Origin of the sequence: Pseudomonas multiresinivorans, assembly GCF_012971725.1 — a bacterium.
In the GTDB taxonomy this organism is placed as follows: Bacteria; Pseudomonadota; Gammaproteobacteria; order Pseudomonadales; family Pseudomonadaceae; genus Pseudomonas; species Pseudomonas multiresinivorans.
On sequence record NZ_CP048833.1, the window covers coordinates 4,730,069 to 4,751,709 of the forward strand.

Genomic DNA, 21,641 nt, shown 5'->3' on the forward strand with positions numbered 1-21,641 from the left:
GACCGTTCATGTTCAAGACCATCGAATCGGAAGTCGTGAAGCAACACGTTTCACCTGAACTGCGCGCCGAGTTTCTCCAGCATGACTTCGAGCGGCTCAAAGGCTTCAGCCTGCTGGTATTCGGCGTCAGCATCGGCATCTGGCTTCTCTTCGACCTGATCGTCAGCTTCCAGACCGGCCAGGGCTTCAGCTACATCTCACTGCTGTTCCTCGCAGCCTTCGTCATCCTTTTTGCCCTGACCGCAGTGGCCCGCCGCGCAGTGCATTTCTACCTGATCAACTTCGCCTTCGTCGTGACCTTCGCCTGGGGCGCGCGCCTGCTGATCGAAGGCATTCCCAGTGACGTGCGCCAGGCCTGGCTGGTGATCTGCGCCTCCACCGTGCTCTACAGCGCGACGGTGCTGCCGCTGAACCGCCCGGCCTTCTTCGCGGTACTGGCCATCACCTGGTTGCTGCTCAACCCGTTCCTGGGCAACGTGCCCGAGTTCAACGTGCGACACAGCATGCTGATCTGCTATCCGGTCTTCATCAGCGCCCTCACGGTGTACATCTTCCACCACCTCAGCCAGGCCAAGCTGCACAACTACGCCATGGCCCGCCTGCTGCTGGATCAGGCCTACATCGACACCCTGACCGGCATTCCCAATCGCCGCTCCTTCATGGCGCGGGTGGGCAAGCGCCTGGAAGAAGACGGCGAGCAACGCTACCTGGCGATGATCGATATCGACCATTTCAAACGGGTCAACGACACCTACGGGCACGACATCGGCGACGAAGTGCTGACCCGCGTCGCACTGGCGATCAAGCAACAGATGGGCGACTTCGAATTCGCCCGGCTGGGCGGTGAGGAGTTCGGCCTCTACCTCTGGGGCCTTGATGCCGACCAGGCGCAGGCACGGCTCGAGCAACTGCGCGAGGCCACCGCCGACCTTCCCGGCCATCCCAGCGTCACCATTAGCCTCGGCCTCGCGCACCTGAGCCTGGAGGGAAACCTCAGCGAAGCACTGATCAAGGCGGACAAGGCGCTCTACAGCTCCAAGCACAATGGCCGCAATCGAACGACCTATTCGCCCTGAGTGAAACGAAAAAGGCCCGCGCAAGCGGGCCTTTTCATACTGGTGTCCCGGAGAGGGGTCGAACCTCCAACCTTCCCCTTAGGAGGGGGACGCTCTATCCAATTGAGCTACCGGGACAATCGGGTCGGCATGTTAACCAGCGACAAGCGATTTGTCATGCCACCGCCACCGGCCCGGTCCATAATTTTGCCGTCAGCCGGAGAATCACCATGACCTCAGAAGACGGCGCCCTGCCCGACTCCCCCTTCGCCACCTTCGATGTACGCGTCGCCACGGTCGAGGACGCCGCAGCCCTCGCGCCGCTACTGCAGCAACTGGGAACCCGCGACCCGCTGCCCGACACAGCGCTGCTCGCGCTGGCCCTGGGCAACCAGTTGCCATCACGAGTGACGCTCATCGCCGAGCGCGATGGAACCTTGCTGGGCACCTGCACCCTGCACCTGATCGAGCACATCGCCCACGGCTTCGCCCGCTCGGCGATCCTCGAAGACATGGTGGTGGACAGCCGTGCGCGCGGCCAGGGCATCGGCCAGGCGCTGATCGGCCGCGCCGTGGAATGGGCACGGGACTGGAAGTGCTACAAGCTGGCGCTCTCCAGCCACCAGGACCGGGAAATGGCGCACCGCTTCTACGCCGCGATGGGCTTCGCGCCCCACGGCGTCAGCCTGTCGCTGAGTCTGGACTGACCTCAGCTGGCCTGTGCGTCCGAAGGGGCAAGCAGGTCCAGCAGATGGCCGACCGTCACCTCCAGGGACACCGAGTTGTCCAACTCCACCAGCGGGCCCGGCAGGCCATCGGCGAAGTGCGCATTGCGCGCCAGACGCTCCTCGATTTCCATCGGCGTCTCCCGCCCACGCTTGAGCAGGCGCTGGCGCAGCACATCAGCCTCGACCTTCAGCAGCACCGCGATCAACTGCGGATAGCGACGGCGGGCTTCGGGCAGGTATTTGCGCGAACCATTGACCAGCACGTCGTGACCGGCGGCGAGCCAGTCATCGATCTCGCGGGGGATTCCGTAGTGCAGGCCATTGGCACGCCAGCTCATGGCGAAAGCACCGGAACGCTCCAGGCGGGTGAACTCCTCGACGCTCACCGACAGCGCCTCCTCTCCACGCGCCTCGGCGGAACGCGTGATGACGCGCCGGACGATCCGGCAATCCATCGCGGCCAGGGGAGCGCTGGCTGCCTGCAATACGCTGTCCTTGCCGGATCCCGAAGGGCCCATCAGGAAAATCAGTCTGCCTGGGGTCATAAGACTCTCGGTGCACCGGCGGCTCGGCGCTACTTCAATTCTGATCCGCGGGCCGGATAATACGCCGAGCCTTGTGCGATATCAGTGAAAACTCATAACGAAAGACCGCTGAAGCGGGCATCCACTGACTCGCCGCCGGGCGCTGTGCCATCATGAAAGCCAACGTCGAAGCGACCGCATCGGGCCGCCCAACGGCAGGCAGCCACGGACGACATATCAACTACGCTGACAGCTATGGGCACATCGCCAGCTTTCCCCTTAACTCCCATCTAAAGAAAGGTCTGCCTAGGCGGTCTCATTTCGGACGATTGGTGCTGGCATTTAGCCTTCACCCAAGACACAATATGCCGAAGGTTTGACGTCAAGTTATTGGATATTTTCACAAAAGCTTTGACGACGCGCTGAACGGCCATTGGAAATCGCTGTCAAAGGGCCTGAACGAACGCTGACCCATGGCATCGGCCTCCCTGACTTACAGGTTTAAAGTATGCGCCCATTGAAACAGGCAACCCCCACCTACTCCAGCCGTACTGCTGACAAATTCGTCGTACGTCTGCCCGAAGGCATGCGTGAGCGTATCGCCGACGTCGCCCGCAGCCACCACCGCAGCATGAACTCCGAGATCATCGCGCGTCTCGAACAGAGCCTGCTGCAGGAAGGTGCCCTGCAGGACAACCTGGGCATCCGCCTGGACAGCCCGGAACTCAGCCTGCACGAACGCGAACTGCTTCAGCGTTTCCGCCAGCTGACCCATCGTCAGCAGAACGCTCTGATTGCCCTCATCGCGCACGATGCCGAGATGGCACAGAACGAAGCCTGATTCGCTCGCGACACCCGAAACAGCCGGCCTTGAGCCGGCTTTTTCATGCCCCGTTTTCATGCCGACCCTACCCGCATGACGGGCACAAAAAAGCCGCCTCGCGGGCGGCCTTTTCGGCGGGTCGGGCGCTACATCAGGAACAGCGTGGCCAGCCCGAGGAAGATGAAGAAGCCGCCACTGTCGGTCATGGCGGTGATCATCACGCTGGAGCCCATGGCCGGGTCGCGGCCCAGGCGCAGCAAGGTCATCGGGATCAATACGCCCATCAGCGCGGCAAGCAGCAGGTTCAGCGTCATGGCACCGGTCATCACCGCGCCCAGCTCCCAGTTGCCGTACAGGTAGAAGGCGACCAGGCCGATCACTCCGCCCCACACCAGGCCGTTCACCAGAGCCACGCCCAGCTCCTTGCGCAGCAGGCGGTTGGCGCTGCTGGTCTGGATCTGATCCAGGGCCATGGCGCGGACGATCATGGTGATGGTCTGGTTACCGGAGTTGCCACCGATACCGGCCACGATGGGCATCAGCGCCGCCAGTGCCACCAGCTTCTCGATGGAGCCTTCGAACAGGCCGATCACCCGCGAGGCGATGAAGGCGGTGACCAGGTTGGTAGCCAGCCAGGCCCAGCGGTTGCCGACCGACTTCCAGACCGAGGCGAAGATGTCTTCCTCTTCACGCAGACCGGCCATGTTCAGGACTTCGCTTTCGCTTTCCTCACGGATCAGGTCGACCATCTCGTCGATAGTCAGACGGCCGATGAGCTTGCCGTTCTTGTCCACCACGGGGGCGGAAATCAGGTCGTAACGCTCGAACGCCTGGGCGGCGTCGTAACCGTCCTCGTCAGGGCTGAAAGTCACAGGATCGGTGGCCATGACTTCCGCCACGTCCTTGTCCGGATCGTTCACCAGCAGGCGCTTGATCGGCAGCACGCCCTTGAGCACGCCGTCATAGTCGACGACGAAGAGCTTGTCGGTATGGCCCGGCAGCTCCTTCAGGCGGCGCAGGTAGCGCAATACCACTTCCAGGCTGACATCGTCGCGGATGGTGACCATCTCGAAGTCCATCAGCGCGCCGACCTGGTCTTCCTCGTAGGACAGCGCCGAGCGCACACGCTCGCGCTGCTGCTGGTCGAGGGTTTCCATCAGCTCATGGACGACATCGCGCGGCAGTTCCGGCGCCAGGTCCGCGAGTTCGTCCGCGTCCATGTCGCGGGCGGCGGCGAGAATCTCGTGATCGTCCATGTCGGCGATCAGGGTTTCCCGCACCGAGTCGGAAACTTCGAGGAGGATGTCGCCGTCGCGCTCGGCCTTGACCAGTTGCCAGACCGTCAGGCGGTCGTCCAACGGCAGCGATTCGAGGATGTGGGCGATGTCGGCCGGGTGCAACTCGTCCATCTTGCGCTGCAATTCGGCAAGGTTCTGGCGGTGCACGAGGTTTTCGACGAGGTCTTGATGCTGGCCTTCCTGACGGTGCGTCAGGTCTTCCACCAGCTTGTGCTTGTGCAGCAGGTCGACCACCTGGTTGAGGCGGTCCTGCAGGCTTTCCTGCGGCTTTTTGGCTTCTACTTCGGTCATAGCACGCTCCACCCCCAGTGGCAGAACGGGCCAGAGGGGATCAATACATCAGGTCGTGTGTACGCAATCGGGGTTCTGAGTAACTACTGGGTAAGTCCATGGTGGTGTCCCATGCGCCCATCGAGGGCAGATGCGGGAAATGATAACACTCCAAGGTGCATTAGGCGTTACAAAATGGCGGCCAGAACAATCGCTTGCGGGCGAAAGTTCACTGGCGAATCACTGCCCGGTTCGACGCCCGAAAGCTCCCACAGGACACCCGGCTCCGACTGACAATTTCCACTCCTAGGCTGCAGGCAGGCCCGCCATCACGGAGAAATCCATGCGCCTGCCCGCCCTGCTCTGTTCACTCCTGATTCCACTAGTACCGACCTGCGAGGCGGCCTCGGTGTTCCGCTGCACCGCGGCCGACGGCAGCGTGCTGTTCAGTCAGTATGGCTGCCCCGTGGAACGACAGCAGGAAATCCAGGAAGCGAGTAACCCAACGCCCGGCAGCGGCGAGCCAGTGCCAATGGCCATACCGCAGGAAACCGTCGTGCAGAAGCCTGCGGCGCGAAGCAGGGGCCAGGGCAAGGAAGCCGAGCGAGAGTCCGTCATGGTCGTTGGCGAACAGCAGAACGGCTGCGGCAACCGCGTCACGGGCAGCGCGCGGCGCAAGGCGATCATCGAGGGGCGTGTAAGGACGGGAATGACGCGCAGCGACGTGGAGAGCGCCCTGGGGAGGCCAGACAGGACCAGCCAGCACAACGAGACGCTGCGCTATCACTACGAGGCGGACAAGAAGCACGGTGCGCGAACCGTGACCTTCGACGAGGACGGCTGCGTAATGGGCAAGGCGAAGCGCTGAAAGCACTGCCGCTATTTTTCGAGGGCAAAGAAAAAGGGCCTGCATTTCTGCAGGCCCTTTCGTATATGGCGCACTCAGGAGGATTCGAACCTCCGACCGCTCGGTTCGTAGCCGAGTACTCTATCCAGCTGAGCTATGAGTGCGTCGTCGGTAAAGTTTAACCAGATTCACCAACTGGTTGTAGCTAACGGCTTTTCAGCCCTTTCGCCACTGAAGCCCCGCTTTCGCGTTGCCTCGTATATGGCGCACTCAGGAGGATTCGAACCTCCGACCGCTCGGTTCGTAGCCGAGTACTCTATCCAGCTGAGCTATGAGTGCGCTGATGAGGGCGCAAATTCTAGAGCGATTTTTCTGATTCGTCAACAGGATTTTTCAATCTTTTCAGTAACTTACGCTACCGGACAAATCATCGCACCAGAGGATGCAATGGCGGAGAGGGGGGGATTCGAACCCCCGACACCCTTTTGAGGTGTACTCCCTTAGCAGGGGAGCGCCTTCGGCCACTCGGCCACCTCTCCGCAACACGGGGCGCATGATATCCATGTTTTCCCCGTTTGCAAAGAAAAATTTTAGAAAAATTAATGGTTTGGTTCTTGGTCTTTCTCTTTCTGGATGCGCTGGTAGATTTCCTCACGGTGCACAGCAACTTCCTTCGGCGCATTCACACCGATACGCACCTGATTTCCTTTAACGCCCAACACAGTCACGGTGACATCGTCACCGACCATCAGGGTCTCTCCGACCCGGCGAGTCAGAATCAGCATTCCTTTCTCCTTACGTGTTACGGGATAAGCAGTCTGCAAAAAAAGAAATGGTGGCAGATTCGCATAGATCAAGTGCACGAATCCTTCACCCAAGTATTGACCAGTCCTGCCGGAAAGAAAGTTCCTGTCAGACAGTCAAAAACGACAAAAGGCGCGGGGTAGCCGCGCCTTTCGGTAGTTCTCGCCTTACTCGCCCTGTCGGGCCGGGGCGTCGAGTTCGAAAGCGGTGTGCAGGGCACGGACCGCCAACTCGAGGTACTTCTCTTCAATAACCACGGAAACCTTGATTTCCGAGGTGGAGATCATCTGGATGTTGATGGTCTCCTTGGCCAGGGCCTCGAACATGCGACTGGCGACACCGGCGTGGGAGCGCATGCCGACGCCGACGATGGAAACCTTGGCGATGTTGGTGTCGCCGGTGGCTTCGCGCGCACCGATGCTGGTGGCGGTCTGCTTGAGGATTTCCAGGGCGGCCTGGTAGTCGTTGCGGTGCACGGTGAAGGTGAAGTCGGTGGTGTTATCGTGCGAAACGTTCTGCACGATCATGTCGACTTCTACATTGGCGGCACTGATCGGGCCGAGAATCTTGAAAGCAACGCCGGGGGTATCCGGTACGCCACGGATGGTCAGCTTGGCTTCGTCGCGGTTGAAGGCGATGCCGGAGATGATCGGCTGTTCCATGGATTCCTCTTCATCAAGGGTAATGAGGGTGCCCGGACCCTCCTGGAAGCTGTGCAGCACGCGCAGCGGGACGTTGTACTTGCCGGCGAATTCCACCGAACGGATCTGCAGCACCTTGGAACCGAGGCTGGCCATTTCCAGCATCTCTTCGAAGGTGATCTTGTCCAGGCGGCGCGCCTGCGGCACGACGCGCGGGTCGGTGGTGTAGACGCCATCGACGTCGGTGTAGATCTGGCACTCATCTGCCTTCAGCGCCGCCGCCAGGGCCACGCCCGTGGTGTCGGAGCCGCCACGGCCGAGGGTAGTGATATTGCCGTGCTCGTCCACACCCTGGAAGCCGGCGACCACGACCACGCGGCCAGCCTTCAGATCTGCGCGAATGTTCGCATCGTCGATGCTCAGGATACGCGCCTTGGTGTGGGAACTATCGGTCAGGATACGAACCTGGTTACCGGTGTAGGACACCGCCGGCACACCGCGCTTCATCAGCGCCATGCTCAGCAGGGCGATGGTCACCTGCTCGCCGGTGGAGACCATGACGTCCAGCTCGCGCGGGATCGGCTGGTCCATGATCTGTTTGGCCAGACCAATCAGGCGGTTGGTCTCACCGCTCATGGCGGACACCACCACGACGATGTCGTCACCCGCTTCACGGAATTTCTTCACCTTCTCGGCTACCTGTTCGATTCTCTCGACGGTGCCGACGGAGGTCCCTCCAAACTTCTGTACGATCAAAGCCATTTCAAAAGCCGCCTGATTCCTGAAGGGCGCCCATTAAACATGCATCACCGCATGCTGCCAAGGCCCGCCGGACGCGCTGCGGGCCCCGTATTTCAAGGCCTTTAGAGGCCCTGTTCGACAAATGTCACTGCCAGCGCCAGAGCTTCGTCCAGCTTGCCGGCATCCACGCCACCGCCCTGGGCCATGTCCGGGCGACCACCGCCCTTCCCGCCCACGGCCGCAGCGGCCTGCTTCATCAGATCGCCGGCCTTGAGCTTGGCGGTCAGATCCTGGGTCACGCCGGCGACCAGCACGACCTTCTCTTCGAACACGCCGCCCAGCAGGATCACACCGCTGCCCAGCTTGTTCTTCAGTTGGTCGACCAGCGCCAGCAGCGCCTTGCCATCGAGGCCGTCGAGACGCGAGGACAGCACCTTCACGGCGCCAACTTCCACGGCGGAGCCCGCCAGGTCGTCGCCGGCTGCGCTGGCGGCCTTGGCCTTGAGCTGCTCCAGTTCCTTCTCCAGCTGACGGTTGCGCTCGATCAGGCCGGACAGCTTGTCCAGCAGGTTGTCGCGGCTGCCCTTGATCAGACCGGCCGCTTCCTTGAGTTGCTCTTCGGCACCATTGAGGTAAGCCAGCGCAGCAGCGCCGGTGACCGCTTCGATACGGCGCACGCCGGAGGCCACACCGCCTTCGCTGGTGATCTTGAACAGGCCGATGTCGCCGGTGCGGGAGACGTGTGTGCCGCCGCACAGTTCGACGGAGAAGCTGCCGCCCATGCTCAGCACGCGCACCTGATCACCGTACTTCTCGCCGAACAGCGCCATGGCGCCTTTGTTCTTGGCGGATTCGATGTCGGTCTCTTCGGTCTCGACCTCGGAGTTCTTGCGGATCTCGGTGTTGACGATGTCTTCCAGCTGCTTCAGTTGCTCGGGCTTGATCGCCTCGAAGTGGCTGAAGTCGAAGCGCAGGCGCTGGCTGTCGACCAGCGAGCCTTTCTGCTGGACGTGATCGCCCAGCACCTGGCGCAGCGCGGCGTGCAGCAGGTGGGTAGCGGAGTGGTTCAGCGCAGTGGCCTGGCGCACGGAGGCGTCGACTTCGGCTTTGACAGCCGCGCCAACGCTCAGGCTGCCCTGGGCAACTACACCGAGGTGCAGGTGCGCGCCGCCGGCCTTGGTGGTGTCGCGTACGTCGAAGCGCACGCCGGCACCCTGCAGGTAGCCGCTGTCACCGACCTGGCCGCCGGACTCGGCGTAGAACGGAGTCTGGTCGAGGACGACGACGCCCTCTTCCCCTTCGTTCAGTTGCTCGACGGCCTTGCCATCCTTGAACAGGGCGACGATCTGGCCAGCGCCGGAAACGCCCTGGTAGCCGAGGAAGCGGGTGTCGCCATCCACTTTCACCAGGCTGTTGTAGTCCATGCCGAAGGCGCTGGCGGAGCGGGCACGCTCGCGCTGGGCCTCCATCTCGCGCTCGAAGCCTTCCTCGTCGAGGGTCAGGCTGCGCTCGCGGGCGATGTCGTTGGTCAGGTCCACCGGGAAGCCGTAGGTGTCGTACAGCTTGAACACCACGTTGCCGGGGATGACGCTGCCCTTGAGCTCGGAGAGGTCCTGCTCGAGGATCTTCAGGCCCTGCTCCAGGGTCTTGGCGAACTGCTCTTCCTCGGTCTTCAGCACGCGCTCGATGTGCGCCTGCTGCTGCTTGAGCTCGGGGAAGGCCTCGCCCATCTCACCGACCAGCGCGGCCACGATCTTGTGGAAGAAGGTGCCCTTGGCGCCCAGCTTGTTACCGTGACGGCAGGCGCGACGGATGATGCGGCGCAGCACGTAGCCGCGACCTTCGTTGGACGGCAGCACACCGTCGGCGATCAGGAAGCCGCAGGAACGGATGTGGTCGGCGACCACTTTGAGCGACGGAGCATCGTCGTTGGCGCAACCGATGGCGTCGGCCGACGCCTTCAGCAGGCTCTGGAACAGGTCGATCTCGTAGTTCGAGTGGACATGCTGCAGCACGGCGCTGATGCGCTCAAGGCCCATGCCGGTGTCCACGCTCGGCGCCGGCAGCGCGTGCATCACGCCGTCTGCGGTGCGGTTGAACTGCATGAAGACGTTGTTCCAGATCTCGATGTAGCGGTCGCCGTCTTCTTCCGGCGAGCCGGGCGGGCCGCCCCAGATGTCGGCGCCGTGGTCGAAGAAGATCTCGGTGCACGGGCCGCACGGACCGGTGTCGCCCATCGCCCAGAAGTTATCGGAGGCGTACGGCGCGCCCTTGTTGTCGCCGATACGGACCATGCGCTCGGCCGGAATGCCGACTTCCTTGGTCCAGATGTCGTAGGCCTCGTCATCGGTGGCGTAGACGGTGACCCAGAGTTTGTCCTTGGGCAGGTTCAGCCACTTGTCCGAGGTGAGGAATTCCCAGGCATAGGTAATGGCATCGCGCTTGAAATAGTCGCCGAAGCTGAAGTTGCCCAGCATTTCGAAGAAGGTGTGGTGGCGCGCGGTGTAGCCGACGTTTTCCAGGTCGTTGTGCTTGCCGCCGGCACGCACGCACTTCTGGCTGGTGGTGGCGCGGGTGTAGGCGCGCTTTTCCAGGCCCAGGAAGCAGTCCTTGAACTGGTTCATGCCTGCGTTGGTGAACAGCAGGGTCGGGTCGTTCGCGGGGATCAGCGAACTGGACGCTACGCGGGTGTGCCCCTTCTCTTCGAAGAAGCGGAGGAAGGCTTCACGGATTTCAGCGCTTTTCATAGGTTCTTCCACGGAAAAATGCGGCCACGAATCGCCGGCAAAGGGCCGCATTATATCGGCCCCGCATCAAGGTTGTAGTGTCTTTGCGCGATAGTTAACCCCTATCGCGCAATAATTTCTGTCAGGAACGACGAAAGGCGGCGAATGCTTCGACGATACGAGGAATATCCGCGCTTTTCACGTCAAGGTGGGTGACCAGGCGCAGGCGCGCCGCCGGGCTGACGCGGATGCCGCGCTCGGCCAGGTGCTCGCCCAGCGCACCGGCCTGCTCGCCAATGCCGACGTAGACCATGTTGGTCTGTACCGGCTCGATGCGGTAGCCCAGTTCAGCAAGGCCACGGCCCAGCGCTTCGGCGTTGGCATGGTCATCGGCCAGGCGCTCGACCTGATGGTCCAGCGCATAGAGCGCTGCCGCTGCCAAGCCGCCGGCCTGGCGCATGCCACCGCCGACCATCTTGCGCAGGCGGCGTGCGCGGCCGATCAGCTCGGCATCGCCGCAGAGCACCGAGCCCACCGGCGCACCAAGGCCCTTGGACAGGCAGACCGAAACGGAATCGAAGTGGCGGGTGATCTCGCGGGCGTCCACGCCCAGTTTCACCGCCGCGTTGTACAGGCGCGCGCCGTCCAGGTGCAGCGCCAGGCCGCGACGGCGGGTCATTTCCCGCGCAGCCGCCAGGTAGGTCAGCGGCAGGACCTTGCCCTGCATGGTGTTTTCCAGCGCCAGCAGGCGGGTGCGAGCGAAGTGGAAATCGTCCTGCTTGATCGCTGCCTCGACCTTGGCCAGATCCAGCGAACCATCGGCTTCGCCCTCGATGGGCTGCGGCTGAATGGAGCCCAGTACCGCGGCGCCGCCGCCTTCATATTTATAGGTGTGCGCCTGCTGGCCGACGATGTACTCGTCGCCGCGGCCGCAATGGGCCATCAGGCCGAGCAGGTTGCTCATGGTGCCGGTGGGGACGAACAGCGCGGCAGCGAATCCCAGGCGCTCGGCCAGGGTCGCTTCCAGGCGGTTCACCGTCGGGTCTTCGCCGTAGACGTCATCGCCCAGCTCGGCCCGCGCCATCGCCTCGCGCATGCCGGCGGTAGGCAGGGTCACGGTGTCGCTGCGAAGGTCGATGATAGACATGGCAAGGCTCCTCGGGCATCAGGCAGAAAGGGCCGATGCTAAGGGCTTGGAGGCAGAGGAACAAGGCGTGGATTATTAATAGAGCCTCGCCGGCGAGCAGCATCACCTGCAGCCACGCCGGATGGTCCCCTCTCCCTTCAGGGGGAGGGTTAGGGAGGGGGAATGGTGCCAAGTCTACGCCGAAGTATCCCCGTAGCCCGCTCCCCTCTCCCCAGCCCTGGCTACGCGCCCCGCTCCGAAGGGAGAGGGAGCCGTTCGGCGTGAAGGGAAACCGCGAAGCCAGCCGGGAAGAATGGCAAATCAGAGCTCGGTGGGGACCACCAGAATGCCGGCGCGCAGGCCGTTCTTCACCCGTGGGTTGGGGAAGATGATCCGTGCGCCCTGCTCCTCCACGATCCAGCGGGTGCCACCGATGTCCTCGGCCAACAGGAAGCCGTGGTCCAGCTCGGTGAAGTTGTCCACCGCGTCGTCCAGGTGCAGGCGGAAGTGGTCGCTGTGCTTGATCACTTCGCGGGAAACGGCGAACAGCTGCAGACCGTCGAGCTGCGCACCGTCTGCCTCCTGGCCGCTGATTACGCCTTCGAGCATGGCTTCCAGGCGATCCAGGTTCACCGCCTGGTTCTGCCCGAACGGCCGCGCCTTGCCCAGCTCCAGGGTAAAGGCCTCGGCGCCCAGGTGGCTGTAGGTGTAGGCGCTGAAGGTGATGCCCGGCTTGCTCTGCAGCAGCACAGCGTCGATGCCGGCGCTGCGCAGGCGCGCCAGCTCCTCGCGGGAATGTTCGCGGCCGCTGGCCCAGGGATAGAGCGCGAACTGCTCGATCTTCGAGCCGCGGATCGCGGTGTGCAGGTCGTAGTGCAGGCGCGGGCGGCCTTCGCGGGCGAAGAACGCGGCGGCCAGGCGCTCGAGCTCGGCTGCGCGCAGGGCCTCGTTGCCGCTGCCCTCTTCATGGCGACCGCAGAACAGGCGGTTGATGTCCTGCTCCAGGTAACGCTCGCCACGGCGCATGGCCTCGGGGTTGCCGAGCAGGAACAGCACCCGCGCCGCCGGCTTCAGCTCGCCGCGGGCGATGCGGTGCACCAGGCGGTCGAGCAGCTCGATGGGCGCGGTCTCGTTGCCATGGATACCGGCCGAGAGCAGCAGGTCGCGGCCATTGTCCCGCGCTATCGGCGGAGTGATTTCAAGAGCGCCTTCGGCCAGCCAGTGCAAACGGGTGCCGTCTGCGGTGAGCTGAATCTTTTCCGTCGGCTCACGGCCGGCGAGGGTCAGTTCGAGCAGTTTGCCCAGGGCTAGCATGCGGACGCCTCCATCATGTCCTGCGGCCTGGCCGGCCGTGGACTCCGCGGTCAGTGGTGGTGGTCACATCCACAGTCTGGACCATGTTCGTGGACTTCGGCGGCTTCCAGCTCCAGGCTCAGGCCCAACTGGTTCACCGCCTGCGGGCGCACCACCAGCAGCGGGATCTCGGCGTCGTCCTCATGGGAGTCGGCGTAGATCACCAGGCCGCCCTTGCCGTCGGCCTCCAGCCACAGCTCGCGCCCTTCCAGGCGAATGGCCAGGCGCGCGGTGTGGGTCTCGCGGCGTTCGCCCTTGTTGTCTTCAAGAATCAGCGGGAGGCTTTCGGTCATGTCATTCACTCAGTTCAGCTGGAAGGGATAAACCGAGCCCAGTTTAAGGATCTGAGTCAATTCATCCAACGCCGTCCGGCACTCGACCAACAGTTGCGGGTCGGCCAGGTCGGACTCGGCCAGGCGATCGCGGTAGTGCTTGTCGCCCCAGGTAACCAGGGTGTCGTGCAGGGTCGGGGTCATGATCACGCCGGGATTGACCGCCGCCAGTTCGGTGTCGTTCAGCGCCACGCGCAGGCGCAGGCAGGCGGGGCCGCCGCCGTTCTGCATGCTCTGCTTGAGGTCGAACACCTTCACCTCGCGGATCGGGCCGTCCTCGGCGGTCAGGCGCGACAGGTAATTCCACACGCGCTCGTTCTTGCGGCACTCCTCCGGGACGATCAGCAGCATATTGCCGTCGGCGCGGGTGAGCAGCTGGCTGTTGAACAGGTAGGACTTCACCGCGTCCTCGACCGTGACCTGGTCGCGCGGCACGCACACGGCGCGGAAGCGGCCGCCACGGCGACCCAGCTTGTCGTGCAGTTCGGCGAGGACGCGCTCGGTATCGAGGAAGGCGTCTTCGTGGTGGAACAGTACTTCGCCGTTGCCCACGGCAATCACATCGTTATGGAACACGCCCTGGTCGATCACTGCCGGGTTCTGCTGGGCGTAGACCACGCCGTCATCGCTCAGGCCGTGCAGGCGGGCGACCGCCTGGCAGGCTTCCAGTGTCTGCCGCGCCGGGTAGCGCTGCGGCGCCGGGAAGCGGCTGTCGAAGGCACTGCGGCCGAACACGAAGAACTCCACGCCGGCTTCGCCGTAGGACTTGCAGAAGCGCGTGTGGTTGGCCGCGCCCTCGTCACCGAACTGGGCAACCGCCGGCAAGGCGGCGTGGTGGGCGAAGCGCTGCTCGTCGTTGAACATCGCCGCGAGGATGCGGCTGGTCTGCGGATGCTCGATGGAGCGGTGGAACTTGCAGTTCAGGTTGGCCGCGGTGAAGTGCACGCGGCCATCGGCGGTGTCGGCACTGGGGCTGACGGTGGCGGCGTTTGCGGTCCACATGCAGGACGCCGAGCTGACTGCGGCCAGCAGCGGCATGGCCTCCTTGGCAGCCTTGGCGATGACTTCGGCATCAGTGCCAGAGAAGCCCAGGGCGCGCAGCGAGGCGACGGCCGGGCGCTCTTGCGGGGCGAATACACCCTGTTTGAAGCCCAGCTCCATCAGCGCCTTCATCTTCGACAGGCCCTGCTTCGCCGCTTCACGCGGGTTGGATGCGGCCTGGCTGTTGCTCTGCGACGCCACGTTGCCGTAGGACAGGCCGCCGTAGTTGTGCGTCGGTCCGACCAGGCCGTCAAAGTTCATTTCATAGGCGGTCATCACAGGCTCACTCCCGGAGTCAGGGTTGCAGGCAGGCTCAGGCTGTCGCTCTCCAGCGAGGCGACCGGATACGCGCAGTAGTCGGCTGCGTAGTAGGCGCTCGGGCGATGGTTACCGGAGGCACCGATCCCGCCGAACGGCGCGCTGCTGGCGGCGCCGGTCAGCTGCTTGTTCCAGTTGACGATGCCGGCGCGGCTCTCGATGAGGAAGTCCTCATAGCGTTCGCGCGAGTCCGACAGCAAGCCGGCAGCCAGACCGTACTGGGTGGCGTTAGCTTCGCGCACGGCGGCGTCGAAGTCGGCGTAGCGGATCACCTGCAGCAGCGGGCCGAAGAACTCTTCGTCCGGGCGCTCGGCCACGGCAGTCACATCGAGAATGCCGGGGGTCAGCAACGCAGCAGTAGCCAACGGCTGGGTCATCGCCAGCAACGGCTTGGCGCCCTTGGCCAGCAGATTGTCCTGGGCCTTGATCAGATGCTCGGCGGCGGCGAGGGAAATCACCGAACCCATGAAGGGCGCCGGCTGCTCGTCGAAGCGGCCCACCTTGATGGTCGAGGCCACGGCCACCAGGCGCTCCAACAGCGCGTCGCCCCAGGCACCCTGCGGTACCAGCAGGCGGCGGGCGCAGGTGCAGCGCTGGCCGGCGGAAATGAAGACGGACTGGATGATGGTGTAGACGGCGGCGTCGACGTCTTTCACTTCGTCGACCACCAGCGGGTTGTTGCCGCCCATTTCCAGCGCGAGGATCTTCTGCGGGCGGCCGCCGAACTGGCTGTGCAGCAGGTTGCCGGTACGGCTGGAGCCGGTGAAAAACAGGCCGTCGATGTCGTCGTTGCTTGCCAGCGCCACGCCGGTATCGCGGGCGCCCTGGACCAGGTTGATCACACCGGCGGGAATGCCCGCCTCGATCCAGGCCTGCAGGGTCAGCTCGGCGACCTTCGGAGTCAGCTCGCTGGGCTTGAACACCACGGCGTTGCCCGCCAGCAGCGCCGGCACGATGTGGCCGTTGGGCAGGTGGCCGGGGAAGTTGTACGGGCCGAACACGGCCACCACGCCGTGGGGCTTGTGGCGCAGCACGGCGGTGGCGTCGGCCAGCGGGCCGCTCTTCTCACCGGTGCGTTCACGGAAGGCCTGGACCGAGATGGCGACCTTGTTGACCATGCTGGTCACTTCGGTGGCGGCTTCCCACAGCGGCTTGCCGGTTTCCTCGCCGATGGCGCGGGCCAGTTCCTCGGAACGGCCTTTCAGCGCAGCAGCGAAGCGCTCCAGCACGGCGATGCGCTCTTCCACCGGGCGGCGCGCCCAGGCAGGGAAGGCATCTCGCGCGGCGGCAACGGCGGCGGCGACCTGCTGCTCGGAGGCAGCACGGCCGGACCAGACCACGGCCTGGCTGACCGGGCAGAGCGATTCCAGCGGCTCGCCTTCGCCTGCCAGCCACTGGCCGGCAATGTAGTGGGTATTCATCATCAGGCTCCCCTGACGCCGGGCGGCGTCAGTTGCGTTTTCCGGAGAGGGGCACCGCGCGGACCGAAGCCCCGGCGGACAGGCGCAGGCGCTTGGCGGTCTGCGCATCGACCACCAGCGAACCAGCGGCCAGGCGCGCGGGTGCGGCGGTGATGCGGCACTCCTCGCGCTTGCGGTTGTGGATCAGGAAGGGCTCGGCGTCATCGCCCGGCGTGCCGATGGCCAGCACCAGGTTCTGGCTGTCGGCGATGGCGCGGATCTTCTCGGTCGGCGCCTCGATGGCCGGGCCGGCGTCGAAGATGTCGACGTAGCCCTGGTAGCTGAAACCCTCCGCCTTGAGCATGGCCAGCGCCGGCTCGGTGTCCGGGTGGACGCGGCCGATCACCTCGCGCGCATCCTCGGAGAGGAAGCAGCTGTAGAGCGGGAACTTGGGCATCAGCTCGGCGATGAAGGCCTTGTTGCCCACGCCGGTCAGGTAGTCGGCCTGGCTGAACTCCATCTTGAAGAAGTGCCGGCCCAGGCTTTCCCAGAACGGCGAACGGCCAGCCGCGTCGGACATGCCGCGCATCTCGGCGATCACCTTGTCGCCGAACAACTCGCGGAACTCAGCGATGAACAGGAAGCGTGCCTTGGACAGCAGACGACCGTTCAGGCCGGAGCGGTGGTCGGCCTGCAGGAACAGCGAGCACAACTCGGACTGCCCGGTGAGGTCGTTGGCCAGGAACAGCGTCGGAATCTCGCGGTGGATACCCAGCTCTTGCGAAGCGCTGACGGTCAGACCGACGCGGTAGTTGTACCAGGGCTCGCGCAGGCCGACTGCGCCGGCCACGGCAGAGATGCCGACGACCTTGCCTTCGTCGTTCTCCAGCACGAACAGGTAATCGGCGTCGGCGCGCTCGGCTTCGCCGCGGAAGGCCTTCTCGGCCCAGTTCACGCGATGCTGCAGTCGCTGCTCGTTGGCCGGCAGTGTGGTCAGGCCGGTGCCGGTGCTGCGCGCCAGATCGAAAAGAGCCGGCAGGTCGGCGCTGGTTACGGGACGGACGATCATGCTCTCTCCCCTCAGATCGCAACCAGGCGCACGCTGGCGCCCTCGCCGATGCCCAGGGCTTCGGCGGCTTGCTGGTTCAGAGTCACGGGCTTGCCCGGTACCCAATCGAGTTCGACGACGATGGCGCGGAAATCCTGCAACTGGCCGTTGGTCACCAGGTAACCGCGATTGCCCTTGCCGCCCTCGCCGATGCGCACCGGCACCTGACGGCTCTGGGCGATGGAGCGGATGCCCGAGGTGCGCGCGTGCAGCGCCGGGCCGCCATCGAAGATGTCGACGTAGTTGTCGGACTCGAAGCCGTCGCGCATCAGGATGTCGAAGGTGATCTGCGCACGCGGGTGCACCTGGCCCATGGCCTCCTGCGCATCATCCGGCAGCAGCGGCACGTAGATCGGGTAGTGCGGCATCAGTTCGGCGAGGAAGGTGCGGCTCTTCAGCCCCGAGAGCTTCTCGGCCTCGGTGTAGTCGAGATCGAAGAAGTTGCGCCCGATGGCGTTCCAGAACGGCGACTGGCCCTGCTCGTCGCTGTAGCCGACGATCTCCACCACCACCGCGTCGGCGAAGCGCTCCGGGTGGCTGGCCATGAACAGCAGGCGGCCACGGGAGTTGAGCTCGGCGATCGGCGTATTCACCAGATCACGCTCGACGTAGAAGCTGGTCAGCAGGCTGTTGCCGGTGAGGTCGTGGCACAGCGACAGGACGTGGATCTTGTTGTGGATCTTCAGCTCGCGGGAAGCGTGCACGAAGGTCTCGTTGCGGAAGCTGTAGAACGGTTCGGAGAAACCGGCCGAGGCGACGATGGCCGAGCAGCCGACCAGGCGGCCGGTGTCGGTGTCCTCGAGCACGAAGAAATAGCTCTCTTCACCGTTGAAGCTCACTTCGGCGGCGAACGAGGCCTCCGAGGCAAGAATCTTCTCGCGCAGGCGTTCCGCGTCGTCCGGCAGCGACGTGACGCCGACCGGGCTGTCCGCGGCGAGACGCTGCACTTGCTGCAGGTCGGCCACTTGGGCGGGGCGCATCACCAGCATGGCGTCACTCCTCTAACCAGACAAAATTCGTGATTGGCAGGCGCGACACGACCTGTGCCGCACTCATCAGGGCATTCGAAAGCACCGGCCGGGACAATCCGGCCGGCTAAACGGCGAGGCGCTGGCCCCGCCGATTCAGCGTAGCCGGGGTATCAGCCGCGGGTCAGCTTGGCGATGGCGCGCTCGAGGCGATCCAGGCCTTCGTCGATGTCGGCGTCCGGAATCACCAGGCTGGGCGCGAAGCGCACCACGTCCGGGCCGGCCTGCAGGACCATCACGCCTTCCTTCTCGGCGGCATTGAGTACGTCCTTGGCCTTGCCCTTGAAGGCGTCGTTGAGCACAGCACCGATCAGCATGCCCATGCCGCGCACCTGGGTGAAGATGCCGTACTCGGCGGCGATCTTCTCCAGGCGGACCTTGAAGCGCTCGTGCTTGGCCTTCACGCCTTCGAGCACTTCCGGGGTGTTGATCACGTCGAAGGCGGCGCCAGCGACCGCGCACGCCAGCGGGTTGCCGCCGTAGGTGGTGCCGTGGGTGCCGACGACCAGATGCTCGGCGATCTTCGCGGTGGTCAGCATGGCGCCGATCGGGAAGCCGCCGCCCAGGCCCTTGGCGCTGGAGAGGATGTCCGGGTTCACGCCGTAGTACTGGTGGGCGTAGAGGTAGCCGATACGACCGAAGCCGCTCTGCACTTCATCGAAGATCAGCAGCGCGTTGTTCTCGTCGCACAGCTTGCGCACGCCTTCCAGGTAGGCCTGGTCGGCCGGCAGCACGCCGCTCTCGCCCTGCACCGGTTCGATGATCACGGCGCAGGTCTTGTCGGAGATGGCTGCCTTGAGGGCTTCCAGGTCGTTGAACGGAATGTGGGTAATGCCTTCGACCTTCGGGCCGAAACCATCGGAATACTTGGCCTGGCCGCCGACGTTGACGGTGAACAGGGTGCGGCCGTGGAAGCTGTTGACCATCGAGATGATCTCGTACTTCTCGGGGCCATGGACGTCATGGGCGTAGCGGCGCGCCAGCTTCAGCGCGGCCTCGTTGGCCTCGGCGCCGGAGTTGGCGAAGAACACGCGCTCGGCGAAGGTGGCGTCGATCAGCTTCTTGGCCAGGCGCAGGGCCGGCTCGTTGGTGAAGACGTTGGAGACGTGCCAGATCTTGCCGGCCTGCTCGGTCAGCGCCTGCATCAGCGCCGGGTGGGTGTGGCCCAGCGAGCTCACCGCGATGCCGCCCGCGAAGTCCACCAGCTCTCGGCCGCTCTGATCCCAGACTCGCGAGCCTTCGCCACGCACCGGAATGAAGGCAGCCGGCGAATAGTTGGGAACCATGACCTGGTCGAAGTCGGAGCGTTGGACCTGAGCTTGCGGAGCGGACATCGGTGTTCTCCTGCCTGGTGAGGCGGCTATCGATGAATGGATTGTAGGGACGATCAGCGGGCCGTCATTGCCGCCATGCGACAACTTGTTATAGCGCCAACCCGCGAATTGCCGAGGCTTACGGAAATGCGACAGAAAGCGTCGGGAAGGCGCAGTGTAAGGCCTGCGAACTGCTGCGGGTACCAAGGTGCGTGGAATTTGTTCGCTCGGCAAACGAGCGAAACGGGAATAAGACGGGAGCGGCTTTTCATGTAGGAGCGAGCTTGCTCGCGAACGCTCTTACCGGCCACATCGGCGTCAGGCGGTTCGCGAGCAAGCTCGCTCCTACAAAGAGCAGGAAGATCAGCCGCGCTCGGCGGCGACCGGGGCGGCTTCGGCGACGCCCTGGCCACGGCGCTGGTTGCGGTCTTCGCGCGGGGTCACGCCGAAGAAGTTGCGGTAGGCGCTGGAGAAGTGCGGGCCGCTGGAGAAGCCGCAGGACAGACCGATCTGGATGATCGACTTGCTGGTCTGCATGAGCATCTGCCGCGCGCGGTTCAGGCGCAGTTCCAGGTAGTACTGGCTCGGCACGCGGGTCAGGTATTGCTTGAAGATGCGCTCCAGCTGGCGGCGCGAGACGCACACGTGCTGGGCGATCTCGTCGGTGGTCAGCGGCTCCTCGATGTTCGCCTCCATCAGCAGCACCGCCTGGGTGAGCTTCGGGTGGCTGGAGCCGAGGCGGTTCTTCAGCGGGATGCGCTGGCGTTCGGAGCCTTCGCGGATGCGCTCCACCACCAGCTCTTCCGATACCGCGCCAGCCAGTTCCGCGCCATGGTCTCGAGACAGCACGGCCAGCAGCAGGTCGAGCACCGCCATGCCGCCGCAGGCGCTGAGGCGGTCGCGATCCCACTCGAACAGGTGGTTGGTGGCGATGACCTTGGGATAACGCTCGGTGAAGTCGTCGTGCCAGCGCCAGTGCACAGCGGCACGGTAACCATCGAGCAGGCCGAGCTGCGCCAGCGGGTAGATGCCGGCGGACAGCGCGCCAATGCTCACGCCACTGCGCGACAGCTGCTTGAGCACGGCGCCCAGCGGCGCGGAGACCGTCTGGGGAATCTCGTCGGCGACCAGGAAGATACGCTGGCACTGTTCCAGCACACCGTTCCAGGACTGCCCCGGCAGCCGCCAGCCGCCCGCTTCGGCCACCGGCTCGGCGCTCATGAACACCGGTTCGTAGAGCGCTTCAGGGTGCAGCCGGCGGGCGACCCGCAGGGCCTCCTCGGCCAGCGCGAGGGTCAGCGCCCGCGTGTGCGGCCAGAGCAGGAATCCGATGCGTTGTGCGGTCATGCGGCAGGTTCACCCAACGGTGCGAATGACAGACAGCTTACTTCAAGCTGCCGGAAAGGAACTGCTTGAGGCGTTCCGATTGCGGATTGGCTAGGACTTCCCTCGGGCAGCCCGTCTCTTCCACCAGCCCTTTGTGCAGGAACACCAGCTGGTTGGAGACCTCGCGGGCGAAGCCCATCTCGTGGGTCACCACCACCATGGTGCGGCCTTCCTGCGCCAGGTCCTGCATGACCTTCAGCACTTCGCCGACCAGCTCAGGGTCGAGCGCCGAGGTCGGCTCGTCGAACAGCATCACTTCCGGCTCGACCGCCAGCGCACGGGCAATCGCCACGCGCTGCTGCTCGCCGCCGGACATGTGCGCGGGATAGGCGTCCTTGCGGTGCGCCACGCCGACTTTCGCCAGGTAGTGCTCGGCCTTCTCCAGCGCCTCTTTCTTCGACACGCCGAGCACATGGACCGGCGCTTCGATGACGTTCTCCAGGGCGCTCATGTGCGACCACAGGTTGAAGTGCTGGAACACCATCGACAGGCGCGAGCGCATGCGCTGCAGCTGCTTGGCATCGGCGGCCTTGAGCGCACCGTCCTTGTTCGGGGTGAGTTTGAGCTCTTCGCCGTTGAGCAGGATCTTGCCGGCGTGGGGCTGCTCCAGCAGGTTGATGCAGCGCAGGAAGGTGCTCTTGCCCGAGCCGGACGAGCCGATGATGCTGATCACGTCGCCTGCCTTGGCCGCCATGGAGACGCCCTTGAGCACCTCGTGGGTTCCGTAGCGCTTGTGCAGGTCCTGGATTTCAAGTTTGTACATGGTGTCGGTTCTCGAA

At 64.3% G+C, this 21,641-nt stretch carries 19 protein-coding genes and 4 tRNA genes; 4 read left to right on the top strand and 19 right to left on the bottom strand.

All coding sequences use genetic code 11. From position 1 onward, the window contains the following. Positions 1-8 precede the first annotated feature (8 nt). Positions 9-1,076: a GGDEF domain-containing protein gene (locus G4G71_RS21495; RefSeq protein WP_169939995.1), complete on the top strand. Its 1,068-nt coding sequence runs from the start codon at positions 9-11 to the stop codon at positions 1,074-1,076. Between the two features lie 40 nt (positions 1,077-1,116). On the opposite strand, the gene G4G71_RS21500 is transcribed toward G4G71_RS21495, so the two are convergent. Continuing rightward, a tRNA-Arg gene (locus tag G4G71_RS21500) sits at positions 1,117-1,193 on the bottom strand. 92 nt (positions 1,194-1,285) lie between these two features. Between G4G71_RS21500 and G4G71_RS21505 the strand changes: the two genes are divergently transcribed. Beyond that, on the top strand, positions 1,286-1,762 hold the full coding sequence (locus G4G71_RS21505; RefSeq protein WP_169939997.1) for a GNAT family N-acetyltransferase: 477 nt from the start codon (positions 1,286-1,288) through the stop codon (positions 1,760-1,762). Positions 1,763-1,764: 2 nt separating this feature from the next. Here G4G71_RS21505 and phnN read toward each other — a convergent pair whose 3' ends face one another. After that, a complete protein-coding gene (gene phnN, locus G4G71_RS21510; protein WP_169939999.1) occupies positions 1,765-2,328 on the bottom strand; it encodes a phosphonate metabolism protein/1,5-bisphosphokinase (PRPP-forming) PhnN in 564 nt (187 codons plus the stop codon). A 487-nt stretch (positions 2,329-2,815) separates the two neighbouring features. Between phnN and amrZ the strand changes: the two genes are divergently transcribed. Then, positions 2,816-3,148, top strand: coding sequence for a transcriptional regulator AmrZ (amrZ, locus tag G4G71_RS21515; protein ID WP_024764908.1), 333 nt, complete (start codon positions 2,816-2,818; stop codon positions 3,146-3,148). A gap of 128 nt (positions 3,149-3,276) precedes the next feature. Here amrZ and mgtE read toward each other — a convergent pair whose 3' ends face one another. After that, positions 3,277-4,719: a magnesium transporter gene (gene mgtE / locus G4G71_RS21520; protein ID WP_054907250.1), complete on the bottom strand. Its 1,443-nt coding sequence runs from the start codon at positions 4,717-4,719 to the stop codon at positions 3,277-3,279. Positions 4,720-5,041: 322 nt separating this feature from the next. On the opposite strand from mgtE, the gene bamE reads away from it, so the two are divergent. Beyond that, complete coding sequence (bamE, locus tag G4G71_RS21525; protein ID WP_169940001.1) at positions 5,042-5,566, top strand: outer membrane protein assembly factor BamE domain-containing protein; 525 nt, start codon at positions 5,042-5,044, stop codon at positions 5,564-5,566. 66 nt (positions 5,567-5,632) lie between these two features. On the opposite strand, the gene G4G71_RS21530 is transcribed toward bamE, so the two are convergent. From G4G71_RS21530 to aotP, 16 genes are all read right to left on the bottom strand, one after another. Continuing rightward, a tRNA-Arg gene (locus tag G4G71_RS21530) sits at positions 5,633-5,709 on the bottom strand. A 98-nt stretch (positions 5,710-5,807) separates the two neighbouring features. Beyond that, a tRNA-Arg gene (locus G4G71_RS21535) sits at positions 5,808-5,884 on the bottom strand. A 109-nt stretch (positions 5,885-5,993) separates the two neighbouring features. Beyond that, positions 5,994-6,084 (bottom strand) — tRNA-Ser (locus G4G71_RS21540). A gap of 60 nt (positions 6,085-6,144) precedes the next feature. Then, positions 6,145-6,330, bottom strand: coding sequence for a carbon storage regulator CsrA (gene csrA / locus G4G71_RS21545; RefSeq protein ID WP_003085981.1), 186 nt, complete (start codon positions 6,328-6,330; stop codon positions 6,145-6,147). A 186-nt stretch (positions 6,331-6,516) separates the two neighbouring features. Then, entirely contained in the window at positions 6,517-7,752 is a 1,236-nt protein-coding gene (locus tag G4G71_RS21550) for an aspartate kinase (RefSeq protein ID WP_169940003.1), read from the bottom strand. Positions 7,753-7,853: 101 nt separating this feature from the next. After that, positions 7,854-10,478 carry an alanine--tRNA ligase gene (gene alaS / locus G4G71_RS21555; protein WP_169940005.1) on the bottom strand — a complete coding sequence of 875 codons (2,625 nt, stop codon included), beginning with the start codon at positions 10,476-10,478 and terminating at the stop codon, positions 7,854-7,856. Positions 10,479-10,599: 121 nt separating this feature from the next. Next, entirely contained in the window at positions 10,600-11,604 is a 1,005-nt protein-coding gene (ltaE, locus tag G4G71_RS21560) for a low-specificity L-threonine aldolase (RefSeq protein ID WP_169940007.1), read from the bottom strand. Positions 11,605-11,904: 300 nt separating this feature from the next. Continuing rightward, positions 11,905-12,897: a succinylglutamate desuccinylase gene (gene astE / locus G4G71_RS21565; protein WP_169940009.1), complete on the bottom strand. Its 993-nt coding sequence runs from the start codon at positions 12,895-12,897 to the stop codon at positions 11,905-11,907. A 50-nt stretch (positions 12,898-12,947) separates the two neighbouring features. Then, entirely contained in the window at positions 12,948-13,229 is a 282-nt protein-coding gene (locus G4G71_RS21570) for a hypothetical protein (protein WP_054907334.1), read from the bottom strand. A 9-nt stretch (positions 13,230-13,238) separates the two neighbouring features. Further along, positions 13,239-14,585: an N-succinylarginine dihydrolase gene (gene astB / locus G4G71_RS21575; protein ID WP_169940011.1), complete on the bottom strand. Its 1,347-nt coding sequence runs from the start codon at positions 14,583-14,585 to the stop codon at positions 13,239-13,241. Then, on the bottom strand, positions 14,585-16,051 hold the full coding sequence (gene astD, locus G4G71_RS21580; protein ID WP_169940013.1) for a succinylglutamate-semialdehyde dehydrogenase: 1,467 nt from the start codon (positions 16,049-16,051) through the stop codon (positions 14,585-14,587). The genes astB and astD overlap by 1 nt, the downstream gene beginning before the upstream one ends. A 25-nt stretch (positions 16,052-16,076) precedes the next feature. Next, positions 16,077-17,096: an arginine N-succinyltransferase gene (gene astA, locus G4G71_RS21585; protein ID WP_169940015.1), complete on the bottom strand. Its 1,020-nt coding sequence runs from the start codon at positions 17,094-17,096 to the stop codon at positions 16,077-16,079. An 11-nt stretch (positions 17,097-17,107) separates the two neighbouring features. After that, entirely contained in the window at positions 17,108-18,124 is a 1,017-nt protein-coding gene (gene aruF, locus G4G71_RS21590) for an arginine/ornithine succinyltransferase subunit alpha (protein ID WP_169940017.1), read from the bottom strand. A gap of 152 nt (positions 18,125-18,276) precedes the next feature. After that, positions 18,277-19,497 carry an aspartate aminotransferase family protein gene (locus G4G71_RS21595; protein WP_169940019.1) on the bottom strand — a complete coding sequence of 407 codons (1,221 nt, stop codon included), beginning with the start codon at positions 19,495-19,497 and terminating at the stop codon, positions 18,277-18,279. Between the two features lie 342 nt (positions 19,498-19,839). Further along, positions 19,840-20,823, bottom strand: a complete 984-nt coding sequence (argR, locus tag G4G71_RS21600) for a transcriptional regulator ArgR (RefSeq protein ID WP_169940021.1) — start codon at positions 20,821-20,823, stop codon at positions 19,840-19,842. A gap of 37 nt (positions 20,824-20,860) precedes the next feature. Next, positions 20,861-21,625 (bottom strand): arginine/ornithine transport ATP-binding protein AotP, encoded by a 765-nt coding sequence (gene aotP / locus G4G71_RS21605; protein WP_024766334.1) that lies wholly within the window; start codon positions 21,623-21,625, stop codon positions 20,861-20,863. Between the last annotated feature and the right edge of the window lie 16 nt (positions 21,626-21,641).